14 protein-coding genes and 1 pseudogene are annotated in these 18244 nt (G+C 70.0%); 7 read left to right on the plus strand and 8 right to left on the minus strand.

The window, feature by feature from the left end; all coding sequences use genetic code 11:
* Nucleotides 1-17: 17 nt before the first annotated feature.
* The 5 genes and pseudogenes from K1T34_RS26645 to K1T34_RS26665 form a co-directional block, all read right to left on the minus strand.
* Nucleotides 18-935, minus strand: coding sequence for an ABC transporter substrate-binding protein (locus K1T34_RS26645; protein ID WP_370643842.1), 918 nt, complete (start codon nucleotides 933-935; stop codon nucleotides 18-20).
* Nucleotides 936-965: 30 nt separating this feature from the next.
* Nucleotides 966-1692, minus strand: a pseudogene (locus K1T34_RS26650) (ABC transporter permease); the annotation flags it as partial.
* Nucleotides 1689-2273: an ATP-binding cassette domain-containing protein gene (locus tag K1T34_RS26655; protein WP_255638797.1), complete on the minus strand. Its 585-nt coding sequence runs from the start codon at nucleotides 2271-2273 to the stop codon at nucleotides 1689-1691. The gene K1T34_RS26655 and the pseudogene K1T34_RS26650, both read right to left, overlap by 4 nt.
* Nucleotides 2274-2286: 13 nt before the next feature.
* Nucleotides 2287-3339 carry a class I mannose-6-phosphate isomerase gene (locus K1T34_RS26660; RefSeq protein ID WP_220246900.1) on the minus strand — a complete coding sequence of 351 codons (1053 nt, stop codon included), beginning with the start codon at nucleotides 3337-3339 and terminating at the stop codon, nucleotides 2287-2289.
* Nucleotides 3336-4319 (minus strand): LacI family DNA-binding transcriptional regulator, encoded by a 984-nt coding sequence (locus K1T34_RS26665; RefSeq protein ID WP_220237528.1) that lies wholly within the window; start codon nucleotides 4317-4319, stop codon nucleotides 3336-3338. The genes K1T34_RS26660 and K1T34_RS26665 overlap by 4 nt, the downstream gene beginning before the upstream one ends.
* A gap of 322 nt (nucleotides 4320-4641) precedes the next feature.
* Between K1T34_RS26665 and K1T34_RS26670 the strand changes: the two genes are divergently transcribed.
* The 3 genes from K1T34_RS26670 (at nucleotide 4642) to K1T34_RS26680 (ending at nucleotide 11028) form a co-directional block, all read left to right on the plus strand.
* Entirely contained in the window at nucleotides 4642-7878 is a 3237-nt protein-coding gene (locus K1T34_RS26670) for a GH92 family glycosyl hydrolase (protein ID WP_255637599.1), read from the plus strand.
* A 76-nt stretch (nucleotides 7879-7954) separates the two neighbouring features.
* Nucleotides 7955-10354, plus strand: coding sequence for a GH92 family glycosyl hydrolase (locus K1T34_RS26675; protein ID WP_220237529.1), 2400 nt, complete (start codon nucleotides 7955-7957; stop codon nucleotides 10352-10354).
* Nucleotides 10355-10656: 302 nt separating this feature from the next.
* Nucleotides 10657-11028 carry a DUF3817 domain-containing protein gene (locus K1T34_RS26680; protein ID WP_220237530.1) on the plus strand — a complete coding sequence of 124 codons (372 nt, stop codon included), beginning with the start codon at nucleotides 10657-10659 and terminating at the stop codon, nucleotides 11026-11028.
* A 96-nt stretch (nucleotides 11029-11124) separates the two neighbouring features.
* Here K1T34_RS26680 and K1T34_RS26685 read toward each other — a convergent pair whose 3' ends face one another.
* Nucleotides 11125-11625: a MarR family winged helix-turn-helix transcriptional regulator gene (locus tag K1T34_RS26685; protein ID WP_220237531.1), complete on the minus strand. Its 501-nt coding sequence runs from the start codon at nucleotides 11623-11625 to the stop codon at nucleotides 11125-11127.
* Nucleotides 11626-11713: 88 nt separating this feature from the next.
* On the opposite strand from K1T34_RS26685, the gene K1T34_RS26690 reads away from it, so the two are divergent.
* Nucleotides 11714-12019 (plus strand): thiamine-binding protein, encoded by a 306-nt coding sequence (locus tag K1T34_RS26690; protein WP_220237532.1) that lies wholly within the window; start codon nucleotides 11714-11716, stop codon nucleotides 12017-12019.
* A gap of 4 nt (nucleotides 12020-12023) precedes the next feature.
* Here the strand turns inward: K1T34_RS26690 and K1T34_RS26695 are convergent, their stop codons facing one another.
* A complete protein-coding gene (locus tag K1T34_RS26695; protein ID WP_220237533.1) occupies nucleotides 12024-12428 on the minus strand; it encodes a hypothetical protein in 405 nt (134 codons plus the stop codon).
* A gap of 165 nt (nucleotides 12429-12593) precedes the next feature.
* Here K1T34_RS26695 and K1T34_RS26700 point away from each other — a divergent pair, with 165 nt between their 5' ends.
* Nucleotides 12594-13523 carry a tetratricopeptide repeat protein gene (locus K1T34_RS26700; protein ID WP_255637600.1) on the plus strand — a complete coding sequence of 310 codons (930 nt, stop codon included), beginning with the start codon at nucleotides 12594-12596 and terminating at the stop codon, nucleotides 13521-13523.
* A 139-nt stretch (nucleotides 13524-13662) separates the two neighbouring features.
* On the opposite strand, the gene K1T34_RS26705 is transcribed toward K1T34_RS26700, so the two are convergent.
* Complete coding sequence (locus tag K1T34_RS26705) at nucleotides 13663-15087, minus strand: neutral zinc metallopeptidase (RefSeq protein ID WP_220247431.1); 1425 nt, start codon at nucleotides 15085-15087, stop codon at nucleotides 13663-13665.
* A gap of 98 nt (nucleotides 15088-15185) precedes the next feature.
* Between K1T34_RS26705 and glgP the strand changes: the two genes are divergently transcribed.
* Both glgP and K1T34_RS26715 read left to right on the plus strand, forming a co-directional pair.
* Entirely contained in the window at nucleotides 15186-17729 is a 2544-nt protein-coding gene (gene glgP, locus K1T34_RS26710; RefSeq protein ID WP_220237535.1) for an alpha-glucan family phosphorylase, read from the plus strand.
* Nucleotides 17729-18235, plus strand: coding sequence for a GNAT family N-acetyltransferase (locus tag K1T34_RS26715; RefSeq protein ID WP_220237536.1), 507 nt, complete (start codon nucleotides 17729-17731; stop codon nucleotides 18233-18235). Before glgP ends, K1T34_RS26715 begins: the two co-directional genes overlap by 1 nt.
* The last annotated feature ends 9 nt before the right edge of the window (nucleotides 18236-18244 follow it).

Consider the following 18244-nt stretch of genomic DNA (forward strand, 5'->3'; position numbering starts at 1 on the left):
TCGAGAATCCGGGAAGGTCAGCGGCTCTGCTTGTAGAAGTACTGCGAGTTCGCGTCCATGTCGTCCTTGGTGATGGAGTGCAGCTGCGCGGTGAGGGTCCGTGTCACGGGCGTGCCCTCCAGCGCCGCCACGGCCTGCTGCACGCCCTGGGTGCCGATCGCGGCCGGGTCCTGGGCGATGAGGCCCTGGTACTCGCCCTTGCGCAGGCCGTCCACTTCGGACGGGCTCGCGTCGAAGCCGACCAGGTTGACCTGGCCGATCTTGCCCGCGTTGCGCAGGCCGGTCGCCGCGCCCTCAACGGTGTTGAGGTTGGTGGCGAAGATGCCGATCAGGTCCGGCGTCGAGGCCAGCGCCGCGGTGACCTTCGAAGCGGCCTGCTCCGGCTCGTTCTGCGTGAACTGGATGCCGGCCGACTTGAGGTTCGGGTGGTTCCTCAGCTCGTCCTCGAAGCCCTTCGCGCGCGCCGCCGTGGTCGACGTGCCCGCGATCGTGTCGAGGATCAGCACCGAGCCAGGCTTGTCGCCCGCGAGCTTGGCCATGGTCTGCGCGGCGAGCTTGCCGCCCGCGGTGTTGTCCGAGGAGATCGACGATTCGGCCACGCTCTTGTCCTGCAGCGACGTGTCGACCTCGACGATCTTCGTGCCGCGGTTCTTCACCTGCTGGATCGGCGCGAGCATCGCCTGGTCGTCGGTCGGCGCGATCAGCAACGCGGCCGGCGGGTTGACGCCCAGCGCGTTGACGATCGTGGTCTGCATGGTCGCGTCGAACTTCTGCGGCGCCTGCGTGGTGAGCTCGTAGCCGAGCTTCTTCGCCTCTTCCTGCGCGCCGCACTGCATCGAGATGTAGAACGGCTCCGCCTGCACGCCGGGCACCAGCGTGAGCTTCTTGCTGTTGGCTGAGTTCGCCGCGCCACCCGAGTCGCTGCTCTGGCCCACCTGCCCGGAGCCGCACGCGGCCAGAAGCGAAGCCGCCGAAGCCAGCGCGCCGGCCGCGATCATCTGCCAGAAGTCCCGCACGTGCGTGATGTTGAAGCCCTTCTTCAGCACGACCGGGATGAACACGCCGATCACCCCCGGCCACGCCGGCCAGGAACCTGGTCAGCGTGATCACCACGGCCACCAGCACGAGGTTCGGAACCCCGGCGAACGACGTGCCGTAGCCCAGCGTCTTGTTCAGCGCGGTCGGCACGCTGCGCACGTCGGAACCGTTGTTGAGCAGCAACGCCGCGCCGAGCGTGACGACCAGCGGCGGGATGTCGGCGACGGCGATGAGCCGGCCGTTGATCAGCCCCCAGATCGTGCCCGCGAGCACCGCCGCCACCAGCCCGGCGAAGATCACGCCCCAGCCCGCGCCGGTCGCGTTGCTACCGAGGCTGAGCGCTTCCATCGTCTTCCCGGCCACCATGCCCGCGAAGATCAGCGCAGAGCCCACGGACAGGTCGATGCCGGCGGTGATGATCACGAACGTCATGCCCACCGAGAGCGCGAGCAGCACCGACGTCTCGATCAGCGTCGTCTGGAGCGTGAACAGCGTCGCGAACTCGGCCGGCGCGAGCACCGTGAACACGATGATCAGCGCCAGCAGCACGAGCGCGATTCAGAACGTGTTGGCGCCGATCAGCCGCTCGCCCAGCGGCACTTTGGCGAATCCACCGTCCACAGTGGTCTGGATGTCCTTCGTGGGCGTGCTCACGCGGCCTCCTCCTGAACGAGGGCGCCGGTCATCGCCGCCACGAGGTCTTCGAGCTTCGTGGCCGCCCCTGCGAACCGGGCCACGCGCTTGCCCAGCCGCAGCACCTCGGGCATGTTGTGGCTGATCAGCACCACGGCGATGCCCGACAGCGAGCCGATGGGCACGGAGGTGCTCTGCAGCGTCACACCGAGCCGCTGGAACTCCTCCACGGCCTGGCGGCGCATCTCGGCCTTGTCGAGCATGCCGATCTTGCCGAGGAAACCCTTGCGGTGGATTTCGCGGCCCAGGAACAAGTTCGCCGCCGGATCCAGTTCGGGTGCGACGGCCAGGTCTTGGTACACGGTCTCGATCCCGAGCCGCCGCGCGGTCACGGGGGAGTCGAACTGAACCTCGGAGCCGTCGAGCAGGATCCTGCCGGACGTCGGATGCTCGGCGCCGGAAAGGCACTTCACGAGCGTCGACTTGCCGACACCGTTGTCGCCGATCAGGGCCGTGACCTCACCCGCGTGGGCCTGGAAGGAAGTGCCGCGAAGCGCTTCCACCGAGCCGTAGTGCTTCGTGAGGTCCGCGTCCAGCAGGATCTCGCTCTTGGGCCTACCTCTTCTCGAGTGCGGGCGGGCGGCAGCGGATCGCGGTGAGCGTGCCCGACGCCTCGACCTGCCCGGCGTCGAACGGCACCACATAGGTCTCGCCCTTGGCGAGGGAGAATTCGCCGCCGTGTTCGGTGCGCAGCGTGCCCGCACCGTCGAGCACCACGAGCACGGAGAACGACGGGTCGAACGCCAGGGAGCCACCGGTCAGCTGCACGCGGTCGGCGCGGAAGAACTCGTCGGAACCCGCGGCCAGCAGATCGACCGACGTGGCCTTGTCCTCGGCGGTGTGCTTCACGATCGTGGTGAGCCGCTCGGCGTCCCAGCCGGACGTGTCGAGCGTTTCGATCGCGGTGTCGAAGCCGATGCCGAGGTGGCCCTTCTCCGGCGAGGCCAGGAAGTCACGCCACTCCAGCGTGAGCGAGAAGTCGGTGGGCTGCTGCAGTTCCACCACGAACACGCCCTCGCCGATCGCGTGCGGCAGCCCGGCCGGGATGTACACGGTGTCGCCGGCCTGCACTGCCACGCTGTTGAGCGCGCCCAGCATGGTCGGTGCGTCCTGCTCGCGCGTCCACTCGGCGACGGTCGCCTTGCTCACCGTCTCCTTGAACCCCGGGTACACGCGCGGGTCGTCGCCGTAGGTGCCCACCACGATCCACGCCTCGGTCTTGCCGAAGTGCGAGTCGAAGTGCTGCTTGGCGAACTCGTCGGACGGGTGGAAGTGCACGGGCAGCCGCTGGCCCGCGTCGAGCAGCTTCACCAGCAGGCCGGTGGAGTCGCCGAGCTTGGCGACGTGCGCGGAACCCAGCCACGCCTCGGCGTTCTCGCGCACGGCGTCGCGCAGCCAGACGCCGCTGGGGAGCTTCGTGAGGCCGTTGGTGTCCTGGCCGAACATCGTGGTGACGGAGCCGACCCAGTCCTCCGGGCCGAACTTTGCCTTCGAAGGGCCGGAGTCCGTGCCGGTGGCACCGCGCAGCGCGGCGATCGCGTCGCCACCGCGGTAGAACTGCGGCGGCTGGTTGGCCGGGAGCCGGATCGGTTCGAGGTGCGTGCTCACGGGGCGACCTCACCGGAACCACGGGCTACGAGATGCACGGGCAGGACTACCTTTCTGGGTGCGGACTGATCCCCCTGGATCCGCGCGAACAGCAGCTCTGCCGCCGCGTGCCCCAGGGCGCTGACGTCGTGTGCGACGACCGTCACCGGCGGGTCCAGCAGGTCCGCCAGCTCGAAGTCGTCGAAGCTCACCATGGCGGGCCGGTGATCGGCGTGGGCCAGCGCGCGCAGCAGGTGCACGGCCACGCGGTTGTTGCCCGCGATCACCGCGGTCGCGGCCGAGGGACCCGTCAGCAGCGTCGCCACGGCGTGGGCGATCGTCTCCGGCGTCGGCGTGCGCATCACGACGAGGCTCTCGTCGTAGGAGACGCCGTTGCGCACGCAGCCCTCGCGGAAGCCGCGCAGACGCTCGGCCGCGGTGAAGATGTCGGGGCTGTCACCGAGGAACGCGATGCGGCGGTGGCCGTGCCGCACCAGGTGCGTGACCGCGTCGATGGTGCCGCCGAGGTTGTCGACGAGCACGGTGTCGGCCACGATGTCGCCGGCCGGGCGGTCGAGGAACACCACCGGCGTGCCCGCGCGCATCTCCGGCACGAGGTAGCCGTGCTGCATGCCGGCCGGGACCACGAGGATCCCGTCGACCCGGCGCGCGCAGAACTCCAGCGCCAGCTCGCGTTCGCGGTCGGAGTTCTCCTCCGACGAACCGGTGAGCACGTGGCGGCCGAACGACGTGGCGATGCGCTCCACCGCGCGGTTGAGCTCGGAGTAGAACGGGTTGCCGACGTCTTCGACGATGAGGCCGATCGTGCCCGTGGTCGAGCCGCGACGCAGGTTGCGGGCGCCGAGGTTGCGGCGGAACCCGAGCTGCTCGATGGCCGCCACCACGCGCTCGGCGGTGTCGGGGTGCACCGCGGGCTCGTCGTTGACCACCCGGGACACGGTTTTGATGCTGACGCCGGCGAGCCGGGCCACATCGCTCATCGTGGCCCGTCGGCTTGCCGGGCGGGGAAGCCCGTCCGCTTCCCGGCCATGAGGAGACAACGTTGTCATAGTGGCGCAGATTGCACACCAAAAGCCGGGTCGCTGTCAATGCCCGCTTCGCGCCGAATGGGATTCAGCCTGCGAAAGTTGTGAGGCAGATGGCTGATCAGTGTGTCCTGAACCGGACAGGCTCTCACGGCAGGCTTGACGTTTTCGTGAGGGATTGCCCAAGGTTGCCCGCATCGACGGTGTGCGCGACAAGGTTGTCATCCCACTCCTCCGCGGCCCTGACGGCCGAGTCGCGCCGACGACTGGAGAGGCGATGGCGATGGCGCGAGCGCGCTGGAGAGCCGGACTGATCTTCCTGGCCACGGCGGTGGTGGCGGCGGTCGCGCCGGCCACCGCGGCGGTGGCCGCGAAAGCCCCGGACACTGATTTCGCGAAGTGGGTGAATCCCTTCGTCGGCACCCGGCCGGGCGGTGAGGACCAGGGCACGGGTGGCGGTGCCGGCAACACGTTCCCGGGCGCGGTGGCGCCGTTCGGGATGGTGCAGTGGAGCCCGGACACGGTGAAGTCGCAGCCGGGCGGCTACTTCTACGACGACAACGCCCTCACGGGCTTCAGCCTCACGCACCTCTCGGGTGCGGGCTGCTCGACGTACGAGGACATCCCCTTCATCCCGTACGTCGGCGAGGTCAGCACCTCGCCCGCGACGGACCCGGGCCACTACACGTCGAAGTTCAGCCACGACAACGAGCACGCCACCGCGGGCGAGTACGACGTCACCCTCGACAGCGGCGCGAAGGTCGAGCTGAGCGCGACGCAGCGCACCGGCTCCGCGCGCCTGACCTACCCCGCCGGCGCGTCCTCGACGCTGCTGGTCAACACGTCCGGCTCGGTCAACGGCACCGACGACGCGTCGATCACCATCGGCAAGGACACCATCAGCGGCTGGGCGACCAGCGGCCGCTTCTGCGGCGCGCAGAACACCTACCGCGTGTACTTCTCCGCGAAATTCGACACCCCGTTCGCCTCGATCGGCACGTGGAAGAACGGCGCGGTGACGCCCGGCAAAACCTCGGAGACCGGCGGAGCCAAGGCGAAGGTGGCGCAGCCCAACGGCGTGAACGCCGCCATCGCGCGCCCGGCCAAGGCCAAGACGCAGGACACCACCGTGAGCGGCCCCGGCAGCGGCGGATACGTGACCTTCGCGAACCTCAACGGCGCGCAGGTCAACGTGCAGGTCGGCCTGTCGTTCGTGTCCGTGGACGGCGCGAAGGCGAACCTGAAGGCCGAGAACAACGGCAAGAAGTCGTTCGACCAGATCGCGGCCGGCACGCGCAAGGCGTGGAACGACCAGCTCGGCAAGGTCGCCGTGAGCGGCGGCGCCGACGCGGACATGACCACGTTCTACACGTCGCTGTACCACTCGCTGATCCAGCCGAACGTGTTCTCCGATGTGGACGGTTCCTACCCGGGCTTCGACGGCCGGATCCACAAGGCCGACAAGGGCCACGCGATGTACACCAACTTCAGCGGCTGGGACATCTACCGCTCGGAGATCCCGCTGCTGGCCACGATCGACCCGGCCCAGACGTCGGACATCGTGCGCTCGATGATGGCCTACGCCGAGCAGGGCGGCTCGTGGGACCGCTGGACCGTGGCCAACGACTACACCGGCGTGATGAACGGCGACCCTTACCACATCATCGTCTCCAGCGCGTACGCCTTCGGCGCGCGTGACTTCGACGCCCAGAAGGCGTTGCTGCTGATGATCAAGGGCGCCACGCAGCCCACCCAGGGCTACACCGAGCGTCCCGGCCTCGCGGACTACATGCGTCTCGGCTACGTCCCCGGCGCCGGCGCGGACACGCTCGAGTACACCAGCGCCGACTTCGCCATCGCGCAGTTCGCGAAGCGCCTCGGCGACAGCGCCACGTACACCACGTTCATGAAGCGCGCGCAGAACTGGCAGAACCTCTACAACCCGGGCACCGGCCACCTGCAGCCGCGCAACGCCGACGGCTCCTTCGCCGGCACGTACGACCCGGCCAGCTCGCAGGGGTGGGTCGAGGGCAACGGCGCGCAGTACGAGTGGATGGTTCCCTACGACCTCGGCGGCGTCGTCTCGGCGTTCGGCGGCGACACGGCGACCCAGTCGCGGCTCGACACCTTCTTCACGCAGCTGAACGCGGGCACGCAGGAGCCGTTCGCCTTCATGGGCAACGAGCCGAACTCCAACGCGCCCTACGTCTACTCCTACGCGGGTGCCCCGGCCAAGACTCAGGCCATCGTGCACCGGTCGATGGACGAGCTCTACAACCCGCGTCCCGAGGGCCTGATCGGCAACGACGACCTCGGCCAGATGTCTGCCTGGTACGTGTGGTCCGCGCTGGGCGTCTACCCGGAGATCCCGGGCCGCGCCGAGGTGCTGCTGTCCACGCCGCGGTTCGAAAACGCCGTGCTCACGACCGGCGCGGGCAAGAAGATCACGATCAACGCGCCCGGCACCGGTGACTACGTCGGCTCGTTGAAGGTCAACGGTGGCGCGGCCTCGAAGTCGTGGCTGCCCGAGGCCCTGATCTCGACCGGCGGCACGCTCGACTTCACCCGCTCGGCCACGGCCACCCAGTGGGGTGCCGCGGCGGCCGACGCCCCGCCGTCGTTCCGCGAGCAGGAGAAGCCGAGCCTGGCGTTCGCCAACCCGGCCCGCGTGGTGACCCCGGCGGGCTCGACCGCGACGGCGAGCGTCGGAGTGCAGGACCTGTCCGGCACCGCGAAGACGTGGACCTACACCGCGGGTAGCGCCGACGGCATCACTCTCTCGCCCGCGTCGGGCTCGGTCGCCGTGCCCGCCAACGGCAAGGCACAGGCCACGGTCAACGTGACCGTTCCCGCGGGCACCGCCGACGGCGCCCGCCGCATCCCGGTCACGTTCTCCGCGCCGGGACTGGCGAGCACCGAGGCCGTGCTCACGGTGCTCGTGGCGCAGCCGGGCAGCTGGCTGGCCACAGTGGACAACGCCGGCATCTCGCCCGACTCCGACTCGACCAAGGCCAACTTCGACGGCGGTGGCTGGAGCTACTCGGCCGACGCGCTGGCCGCGGCCGGAGCCAAGCCGGGCGGCACGGTGACGAGTGACGGCCTCAACTTCACATGGCCGTCGTTCCCGGCGGGCGACCCGGACAACGTGGTGGCCAACGGCCAGAAGGTGACCGTGACCGGCTCGGGCCGGCTCGCGCTGCTCGGCGCCGGCTCCAACGGCAACGCGCAGGGCACGCTCACCATCACCTACACCGACGGCACCATGTCCACCGCCACGGTCGGCGTGTCCGACTGGACGCTGGGCGGCGGCGCCGCGCAGCCGTCGTTCGGCAACCGGATCGTGCTGTCCACGCCGTACCGCAACGCTTCGGGCACCGACCCGCAGCAGATTCGCACGATGGTGTTCGGCACCGCGCCGATCACCCTCGACGCCGGTAAGACGGTGGCGAGCGTGACGTTGCCGTCGAACGTCAGCGGTGGCGCGATGCACGTCTTCGCCATCGCCGTCGGCTGATCTTCGCCAGTCCGTGATCCGTGGAGGGCTCCTCGCCCGAGGAGCCCTCCACGGACCCGTCTCGGGAGGGAGCTCGATGAGGAGCAGAACACTGGCGGGCGCGGTCGCGCTCGCCGTCGCGGCGGCCGGCCTCACGCCGGTGACCGCCTCGGCCAGACCGGCCGACGCGCTGGAGTCCGTGAACACGTTCATCGGCACGCAGGACGAGGGCAACACGTTCCCCGGCGCGTCCGTGCCCTTCGGCATGACGCAGGTGAGTCCGCAAACGACCCACTACGCCGGGTACCTCTACACCGACACCGCGATCCGCGGCTTCGGCCACTTCTTCCTCTCCGGCGCGGGCTGCTGGGAGCAGGGCGGCCTGGTGTCCACGCTGCCGACCACGGGCGACGTCGGTCCGGGAGCCGCGTTCGACACGACCAAGCCCGCCACGTTCGACAACGCCAACTACGCGGCGGCGTACACCCACGACGGCGAAGTCGGGAAACCCGGCTACTACAAGGTGCACCTGACCGGCTACGGCGGTGTCGACGTGGAGACCACGGCCTCGACCCGCAGCGGTGTCGAGCGCTACACGTTCGACAAGTCCGGTCCGGCCAACGTGTTCGTGAACGTCGGGCAGGCCAACGCCAAGGAACCCGTGACCGGCAGCAGCGTCCGGATCGTCGACGACCACACGATCTCCGGCACCGTCGAGTCGCAGGCCTTCTGCGGCGGCAAGGCCTACACGACGTACTTCACCACGAAGTTCGACAAGCCGTTCTCCGGCTACGGCACCTGGTCGCCGACCGGCGGCACGCCTTCGAGCAAGTCCTCGGCGGGCGGCGCGGGCCTGCGCGGCGCGTGGCTGACCTTCCCGAAGGGCGACCAGATCACCGCCACCACGTCGATCTCCCAGGTGGACGCCCGCGGCGCCGACGTGAACCTCGCCGCTTCGCGGGTGCGCCCGTTCGACGCAGTGAAGGCCGACGCCCAGCGCACGTGGCGCCAGGAACTGTCTAGTGTGGACATCACCGGCGGCACACCCGACGAGCGCACGGTGTTCTACACCTCGCTCTACCACGCGTTCCTGCAGCCGCTCACCGCGAACGACGCCGACGGCCGCTACTACGGCTTCGACAAGAAGATCCACCGCGCGATCGGCTGGACGTACTACGACTTCTTCTCGCTGTGGGACACCTACCGCAGCCAGAACCAGCTGCTCGCGCTGCTGAAGCCCGACCGGGCGCGCGACATCGCGAAGAGCATCCTCGCGATCCACGAACAGGGCGGCTGGCTGCCGCGGTGGGCGTACGCGAGCCAGGAGACCAACACCATGACCGGCGACCCGGTCACACCGTTCCTGGTCGACCTGTGGCGCTTCGGCGCGCTGAAGGGTGACGAAGTCGAGGCGTATGAGGCGCTGCTGCAGAACTCGCAGCAGATCCCGCCGGCGTCCTCGCCGTTCCAGGGCCGCTCGGGCAACGCGAGCTACCAGGCCGACGGGTTCGTGCAGTACGACCCGAACTTCCCGAAGAAGGGACAGGACACCGACCCGAACCACGGCGCTTCGGCCACGCTCGAGTACGCGCTGGGCGACTGCTCGCTCTCGGCCATGGCCGCGGCGCTGGGCAAGAAGCAGGACGCGGCGGCGTTGGCCGCCAAGGGCCGCACCTACCAGACGCTGTGGGACCCGACCGTGACCGACCGCGGCTTCACGGGCTTCTTCCGCCCGAAGGTCTCCGGCGGTGACTGGTTCACGCCGCCGGGCCAGCCGTACAGCCCCGAGAGTCAGGACGGTTTCCACGAGGGCACCGCGTGGCAGTACCAGTGGCTCGTGCAGCAGGACGTGCCCGGGCTGATGAAGGAGATGGGCGGCGCCGACAACACCCACCAGCGCCTCGACGACTTCTTCGCCTACGACGACCTCGTGAAGGACCCGGCGAAGACCGTCCGGGAGGAATGGGTCGTGGGGCCGTACTCCTACTACAACCAGTTCCGCTACAACCCCAACAACGAACCCGACCTGCACTCGCCGTGGATGTACACGCTCACCGGCCAGCCGTGGAAGACCTCCGCGGTGGTGCGCGCGGCCCACACGCTGTTCACGAACGCGCCCAACGGCGTCACGGGCAACGACGACCTCGGCACCATGTCGGCGTGGTACGTCTTCAGCGCGCTCGGTCTCTACCCGGCCGTTCCCGGTACCGGGAACTTCGTGCTGAACGCGCCGCAGTTCGCCAAGTCCGTGCTGCACCTGCAGAACGGGCGTTCGGTCACCATCAAGGCACCGGGTGCCGACGGGGCGAAGCTCCAGTACGTCCGCGGCCTGAAGGTGGGCGACGGGTGGCAGGCGCGGTCGTCCGACAAGTCCTACGTGAGCGTCGAGCAGCTGCGGCGCGGGACCACGCTGGACTTCACCCTGACCGCCGACGCTACGCAGGCCACGTGGGCAACATCACCTTCGTCGGCGCCGCCGTCACCTTGTGCCGGTTAGTGTCTGATTGAGAACTATCCGTGAAGGCTCTTTCCCGGAATGCGAGACCGGGAAGGGGCCTTCACGGTTTTCCGGGCATATCCCCACGGTTTCCAGGAGTGGTCCAGACCATATTTCGGACTGGTCGTGAGGATGGTCACGGGCCCCGGTGTTCCGGTGAGGGCCGTCACGCCTCACACTGGTGTCATACGCGTCCGACAGTGCTGTTGACGTCAAGCGGGTGAGTCCCCCTTGGACAGTGCACCGGACGCGTTTTTGTGTGTGCAGGCAGCACGCACCCGTGTGACGCACAGGAGGAAGTCGTGTCCAGCAAGGCCGCTATCGTGTTCCGCGTGGCCGCAGTCGCCGAAGCCCTGTCCTGGGCCGGTTTGCTGATCGGCATGTTTCTCAAGTACGTCGTGCACTCCTCCGGTGAGGGCGGCGTGCCCGTCATCGGCATGGTCCACGGCGTGATCTTCGTGCTCTACGTCGTGATCTCCCTGTCCGTCGCCAAGCCGCTCGGCTGGCGCCCGAAGACCCTGGTGCTCGCGCTGCTGTCCAGCATCCCGCCGCTGTTCACCTGGATCTTCGAGAAGTGGGCTCTGCGCAACGGCCGCCTCGACGGCCCGCAGCGCCTCACCCACGGCGGCGTCGGCCTGTTCGAGTCCCGCGTGCCGGAGACCGTGAACGCCTGATTTTCCCCGCTTTCGACGGGCCCGTACGACCTCGTGTCGTGCGGGCCCGTTCGCGTTCGCCCGGGCGTGTTCGCCGGGGCGAACGCGGTTTCGGCGTTATTCGGTGAAGTCGCCTGAGGAGCGGCGGACCTTGGTGAGCAGGTCGGTGAGCTGCTCGACCTGCCGCTCGGTGAGCCCCGTGAGCCCGAAGTCGATGCCCGTCACCGCGGCTGTCGCGGCTTCGCGGCGCGCGCGGCCGTCGTCGGTGATCTCGACCAGCGTCGTGCGGCGGTCGGTGGGGTGCGGCACGCGCTTCACGAGCCCGTCGCGCTCGAGGCGGTCGACTATGTTGGTGACACTGGTGGGGTGCAACTGCAGCCGTTCACCCATCACCCGCATCGGCAGCCGCGAGTTGCGGGCGAAGGTGAGCAGCACGAGCGCCTCGTAGCGGGCGAAGGTGAGGCCGTGCGGCTTGAGCGAGCCGTCGACCGCCGACTGGATGATCTGTTGCACCCGCATCAGTCCGGTGACCGCGGCCATGGTTCCGGCGGGACCGATCCGGTCCTCCCAGAGCTCAGCCGCACGGGCGATCGGGTCGAACGGCAGCGGTCGGTTCATGACAAACGAAGTTACCAGCGGGTACCCGGAACACGGCGATCGCCCTGCTCGCACCGCCATTGTTTTCCCCCGACGAAAGGATCCCGACATGATCGTCGCGTTCAGTGTGAGCCCCTCCGGCGGCGACCCGGACGCCGGCGTGAGCGAAGCCGTGTCCCGCGCCGTGAAGGTCGTCCGCGACAGCGGGCTGCCCAACTCCACCAACGCGATGTTCACGAACGTGGAGGGCGAATGGGACGAGGTGATGGCTGTCGTGAAGCAGGCCGTGCAAGCCGCGGGGGAGGGCTCGGCGCGCGTCGGCCTCGTCCTCAAGGCCGACATCCGCCCGGGCTACGACACGGGCCAGCTCACCGCGAAGGTCGACCGCGTGGAAGCGCACCTGCGCGAGGACTGAGCGCCTACGGCAGCGGCGGGGTGAACGCCACGGTCCACCGGCCTTCCTCCCTGGTCACCGCCAGGGAGTAGGTGAACCGCGACCCGTGCGTCACCCCGCTGACCACCGCGCGCGTCGGGGAGTGCTCGTCGGGGACGAGCTGCACGGCGATGTCGCGAACGTCCTCTTCGCCGAGCACGGCCACGTAGTCGTCGGCGAAGTCGGAGGCGCCGGAGCCCGGGTAGTCGAGCAGGTCTTCGAGCTCGCCTGAGTCGCGGGCGACCAGGGCGCTGCGCAGCGAATCACGCAGGACTACGGGCGAGGGCGCGCCCGGGTCCGGCTGGTTCGCGATGAGCACCGTGATCGCCACGACCCACGCCACGCCCACCCCGACGGCCACCGCCACGGTGGCGTTGCGCCGGCTCAGCATCACGGCCTCCCTGATCTTTCCGCCGTGAGCATGCACGAGCCGGGCGCTCCTGCCAATCGCGGCGCGACTGCGACACCCGGGCACCGGCGGTGAAATGTCCCGCCGCCCCGTGCCAGGATGGAGGGCGTGACACACCCACGCGGATCTGCAGCGAACTCAGCGGCCATGTCCGCCGCACTGTCCGGCGCGGTCGACCTGTCCGCGCTCAAGGCCCGGGCCGAAGCGTCCCGGAGCCAGCCTCCCGCGCCGCCCGCGGGTGCGGCGCCGGCCGGGAGCGGCGCGCCGTCGTCAGACGTGATCCTGGATGTGACGGAAGCCACGTTCCAGGCCGACGTCGTCGAGCGCTCGCTCAACCAGTTGGTGCTCGTGGACCTGTGGGCCGACTGGTGCGGCCCGTGCAAGCAGCTCAGCCCGGTCCTGGAGCGCCTCGCCACGGAAGCCGCCGGCGCCTGGGTCCTTGCCCGCGTCGACGTGGACGCCAACCCGCGTATCGCGCAGCTGTTCGGCGCCCAGTCGATCCCCACGGTCGTCGCGGTCGGCGGCGGCCAGCCCGTGGACGCGTTCTCCGGCGCACTGCCGGAGCCCGAGATCCGCAAGTGGCTGGACGCGCTGCTCGACGCCCTGCGCGACAAGCTCCCCGGCACCCGCGCCGCCGAGGAGGTCCGCGGCCCGATCGAGGAGCCCGAGGACCCGCGCTTCACCGAGGCCGAGGAAGCCTTCGAGCAGGGCGACTTCGCCGCCGCGCAGGCCGCCTACGAGCGCATCCTCGACGCCGAGCCCGCCAACGAGCTCGCGAAGAACGCCCTGGCCCAAGTCAAGTTCACCGCCCGCGCCGAAGCGGCCGACCCGGACGCCCGCGCCAAGGCCGACGCCGACCCGTCGAACCTCGACGCCCAGCTCGCGGCCGCCGACCTGGAGATCGCGGAGCAGGACGTGGACGCCGCGTTCACCCGCCTGATCGACACCGTCCGCCGCACCGCCGGTGACGACCGCAACCGCGTCCGCGAACACCTCGTCGCGCTGTTCGACCTCTTCGACCCGGCCGACGAGCGCGTGATGAAGGCCCGCCGCAACCTGGCGAGCGCACTGTTCTGAGCCGTTCCACGACGAAGGCCCCCGATCCGCGATCGGGGGCCTTCGTCATGTTCCTGACCCGCCAGGCGCGTTTCCAGGATGCCTGGAAACTCCGTTCACGCTGATTTCCAGCCCGCGTGGAAAACCCGCCTCCAGATGCTCAGCCGTACTGCTTCGAGCAGACAGCGGAACCCTCGAGGTAGCCGCGTCGCAGCGACTCGACCCGGTCGAAACCGCTGTCCGGCCGCTTGCCGTTCACGTCCGCCGACACCAGGCCCTCCGGGCGCAGCAGGTCGGCGATCGCCTCGTCGAGATCACCCGCCGAGAGCCGCAGGCTCCCCGGCCGGTTCGAGAACGCCGCCCAGGCGCCCACCAGACACGACGTCCGCAGCCCCGCGTTCGGGTTGTCCAGCGACGCCCCCACGCCCTTCTGGATCCCCATGGCGTACCGCGAAGCCACCTCCGCGAACGCCGCGAAGTCGCCCAGACCCGTGCTCTGCTGTCCGGACGCCTCGGCGTCGGGGTCCACGGGCTGGGCCAGCGCCGTGAGCCGCGAAACGTCGATGTTCACGGTGTTGTCGGCCGGGCAGTAAGACGCGGGCGGGGTCGACGGCCCACCCTGGCAGCTGCCGCTGCCCGGCACGATCGTCGGCGCCTTCACCCCCGCGCCGCCGAACGCCGAGTCCAGGCTCGCCTTCAGCAGCGTCAGCGTCTGCTCGGAGATCTTCGCGTCGCCCTTGCCGGTGTCCTTGCTGTCGAACGGCCGCTCCGTGAGCCGCGCCTGCACGTTCTGCGCGTTCATGCCCGCGCACTCCTTCGGGCCCTTCTCGAACCCGGACTGGAACGCGAACGTCCGGTCGAACGCCGTGCCGTGGGCCTGCCGGTCGGTGGCGCTGGTGCCGGCCTGGTCGCGGATGAAGAACATCGCGGCCATGATCTGGTCGAGGCCCTCGGCGGTGGACACCTGGTAGTACTTGCTCTTCCCCTCGGCCACCCAGCGGAAGTAGCTGCCCGCGAAGCAGTCGGCCTGCTGCTCCTTCACCACGCTCGGCGTGCTCTTCGTGATGCCGGCCTTCGGCCCGAGCCGGTACTGGATCGCGTGGCCGAACTCGTGCGCCAGCACGGTGACCACCGCCATCGGCCCGAAGCGCTGGCGCAGCATCGGCAGCAGCACGCCGCGGTCCCACGCCACCGAGTCGTCGGCGGAGCAGTAGAACGCGTTCACGAGCTTCTTCACGCTGCCGCACGCCGTCTGCTCGGTGTCGGTGCGCGAGTCGTAGGACAGCAGCGACGTCACGGGCTTGAAGTCCTGCCCGAAGTCGGTCGGGAGCGCCTCGCCCCAGAAGGCCTCGACGTCGGCGATCGCGGCCGTGGCCAGCTGGTCGTCCTGGCCGCCCTCGGCGTTCTTCACGGTCAGGTTCGGCTTCGGCGCGCCGCTCTTCAGGCCGCTGTCGAAGTGGGTCACGGGCAGGCCCGCGACGTTGCCGGCCCCGGGCGTCACCGGTCCGGCCGAACCAGTTCCGCAGGCCGCCGCGCCCAGCACCGCCACCACCGCGAGCGCCAGCAGCGCTCCCCCTCGCCTCATCACGCCCGGGACCCTACCCAGCAGTTGTGCCCGATGTGAGCGTTATCCCCGAACGGGTCGCGAGCGCGGGAACGGGCGGCCCGATATGGTCGCTGACCATGCGTGCTGTCCGCCGGTTCACCGTCCGAGCCAGCCTGCCGGAATCGCTCGCGGGGCTTGGTGCGCTCGCGACGAACCTGCGCTGGACGTGGCACCCACCGACCCGCGACCTGTTCGCGTCGATGGACGCCGAGCTCTTCAACTCCATCCGCGACCCGTTGCGGATGCTCACCGCGCTGCCGCAGGAGCGCCTGCGGGAGCTGTCCGTGGACGAGGACTTCCTGCGCCGCACCCACGAAGCCGCAGCGGAGCTGGAGCAGTACCTCACCGAGCCGCGCTGGTACCAGCGGCGCACCGACGAAGGCCTGCCCGCGGCCGTCGCGTACTTCTCGATGGAGTTCGGCGTCACCGAGGCCTTGCCCAACTACTCGGGCGGCCTCGGCGTGCTCGCGGGCGACCACCTGAAGGCGGCTTCGGACCTCGGCGTGCCGATGGTCGGCGTCGGGCTGCTCTACCGGTCGGGCTACTTCCGCCAGAGCCTGTCGCTCGACGGCTGGCAGGTCGAGCACTACCCGGTGATCGACCCCAACGCGTTCCCGCTGGAGCTGGTGACCGACGGCGGGCACGCGGTGCTCGTCGAGGTCGCCATGCCGGGCGGGCGCACGCTGCACGCGCAGATCTGGCGCGCCCGCGTGGGCCGCATCCCGTTGCTGCTGCTCGACACCGACATCGAGGCCAACGACGAGGACCTGCGCCCCGTCACCGACCGGCTGTACGGCGGCGACGCCGACCACCGCATCCGCCAGGAGATCCTCGCCGGCATCGGCGGCTTCCGGGCCGTGCGGAAGTTCTGCGAGCTCACCGGCCACCCGCAGCCGAACGTGTTCCACACCAACGAGGGCCACGCCGGGTTCCTCGGCCTCGAGCGCGCCCGCGAGATCATCCAGGCCGACCGGCTCGCCTTCGACGAGGCGCTCCCGGCCGTGCGCGCGGGCACCGTGTTCACCACCCACACGCCGGTGAGCGCCGGCATCGACCGGTTCCCCGTCGACCTCGTGCAGCGCTACTTCTCCGACGGCCGGCTCGTGCCCGACATCGACGTGCGCCGCGTGCTGCAGCTGGGTGCGGAGGACAACCCGGGCCTGTTCAACATGGCCCACATGGGTCTGCGGCTCGCCCAGCGCGCCAACGGCGTCTCGGAGCTCCACGGCCGCGTCACGCGCCGCATGTTCTCCCGCCTGTGGCCCGGGTTCGACGACGACGAGGTGCCGGTCTCGTCCATCACCAACGGCGTGCACGGGCCCACGTGGGTCGCGCGCGAGCTGAGCGCGCTGCTGGGCGGCAACCACGACGAGTTCGGCCACGAGGGCCGCACGCCGGACAGCTCGCTGCGCGACGGCGTCACCGACCAGCAGCTGTGGGAGCTGCGCCGCGAGCTGCGGGGAAAGCTCGTTGGGGAGGTACGCCGGCGCGTGCGGGCGGCATGGATGCAGCGTGGCGCTTCGGCACTCGAGCTGGGCTGGACGGAGCGCGTGTTCGACCCGGACGTGCTGACCGTCGGCTTCGCTCGCCGCGTGCCGACCTACAAGCGCCTCACGCTGATGCTGCGCGACCCCGACCGCCTGCGTGCGCTGCTGCTGGACGAGAAGCGGCCGATCCAGATCGTGATCGGCGGCAAGTCGCACCCCGCCGACGAGAACGGCAAGCAGCTCATCCAGCAGATCGTGCGGTTCGTCGACGACCCCGCCGTGCGCCACCGGATCGTCTTCCTGCCCGACTACGACATGTCCATGGCCCGGTACCTCTACCGCGGCTGCGACGTGTGGCTCAACAACCCCGTGCGGCCGCTGGAGGCGTGCGGCACGTCGGGCATGAAGTCGGCCCTCAACGGTGGCCTCAACCTCTCCATCCGCGACGGCTGGTGGGACGAGTGCTACGACGGCTCAAACGGCTGGGCCATTCCCACCGCCGACGGCGTCACGGATCCCCTGCGCCGCGACGACCTCGAGGCCGCGGCGCTCTACGACCTGCTCGGCCAGCAGATCGCGCCGCTCTACTACGACACCGACGCTTCGGGCGTCCCCTCCGGCTGGCTGTCGATGGTCTGGCACACCTTGGAGACGCTCGGTCCGCGGGTGCAGGCATCGCGCATGGTCCGCGAGTACGTGGACTCCGGCTACCTGCCCGCGTCGCGCATGGTCGCCGCCGCCGTCGACGACGGCTACCGCGGCGCCCTGTCGCTCGCCGACTACCGCACCAAGCTCGAGGTCTCGTGGCCCCGCCTGCGGATCTTCGACTCGGAACTGCTCTACGACCACTCCTCGCGCTTGGTTGTCGGCACCGAGGTCACCGTCCGTGCCCGCATCGACCTCGCCGGCCTGGACCCGTCCGAAGTGGACATCCAGGCCGTCGTCGGCCAGGTCGGCGACGGCGACGAACTCACGGACACCGTCACGGTCCCCATGCACGGAGACGGCATCGGCGCGTTCTCCGCTTCACTGCGCCTGCCCCGCGCCGGCTCGGTGGGCTACACGGTGCGGGTGCTGCCGAAGCACCCCTTGCTGGCCAGCCCGGCGGAACTGGCCCGGGTGGTGCTCGCGTAGTGCCGGCGCTGATCGCCCCCACGACCCGGCTGCACCGCGCCTGGCTCGACGCGCACGCCGAGTGGGGCCCCGGCAGCCACGAAGACGGTTTCGGACTGAAACCGGCCGACGAGGTCCGCACGGCGGCCGGGTTCGCTGCCTCGGTGGCGCGGCTGGCCGCCGAGTCGGAGGAGGTCACGTACCGGTGGATCGTCGAGGGCGACCGGGTGCTCGGCGGAATCGCGCTGCGGCACGGGTTCGACGGCTACGTGCGCCAGGCCGGCCACATCGGCTTCGGCATCCGGCCGACCGCTCGGCGGCGGGGGCTGGCCTCGTGGTCGCTGGGCCAGGTTCTCGACCAGGCGCGGAACCTCGGCATGAACCGCCTGCTGCTCGTCTGCGATCCGGGCAACACCGCTTCGATGAAGACGATCGAGTGCCTCGGCGGCGTCTTCGAGGACACCCGCGACACCGGCGGCGGTCCGGGCCGGCGCTACTGGATCGAGCCGGCGGACCCAGGCCTTTGACCGGTCACC

Source organism: Amycolatopsis sp. DSM 110486 (genome assembly GCF_019468465.1).
Lineage (GTDB): Bacteria > Actinomycetota > Actinomycetes > Mycobacteriales > Pseudonocardiaceae > Amycolatopsis.

Coding starts and splice junctions, on each gene's coding strand:
- K1T34_RS26665 (WP_220237528.1), bottom strand. CDS start 4,319: ATGAGCGATGTGGCCCGGCTCGCCGGCGTCAGCATCAAAACCGTGTCC.
- K1T34_RS26670 (WP_255637599.1), top strand. CDS start 4,642: ATGGCGATGGCGCGAGCGCGCTGGAGAGCCGGACTGATCTTCCTGGCC.
- K1T34_RS26675 (WP_220237529.1), top strand. CDS start 7,955: ATGAGGAGCAGAACACTGGCGGGCGCGGTCGCGCTCGCCGTCGCGGCG.
- K1T34_RS26685 (WP_220237531.1), bottom strand. CDS start 11,625: ATGAACCGACCGCTGCCGTTCGACCCGATCGCCCGTGCGGCTGAGCTC.
- K1T34_RS26690 (WP_220237532.1), top strand. CDS start 11,714: ATGATCGTCGCGTTCAGTGTGAGCCCCTCCGGCGGCGACCCGGACGCC.
- K1T34_RS26695 (WP_220237533.1), bottom strand. CDS start 12,428: ATGCTGAGCCGGCGCAACGCCACCGTGGCGGTGGCCGTCGGGGTGGGC.
- K1T34_RS26700 (WP_255637600.1), top strand. CDS start 12,594: ATGTCCGCCGCACTGTCCGGCGCGGTCGACCTGTCCGCGCTCAAGGCC.
- K1T34_RS26705 (WP_220247431.1), bottom strand. CDS start 15,087: ATGAGGCGAGGGGGAGCGCTGCTGGCGCTCGCGGTGGTGGCGGTGCTG.
- glgP (WP_220237535.1), top strand. CDS start 15,186: ATGCGTGCTGTCCGCCGGTTCACCGTCCGAGCCAGCCTGCCGGAATCG.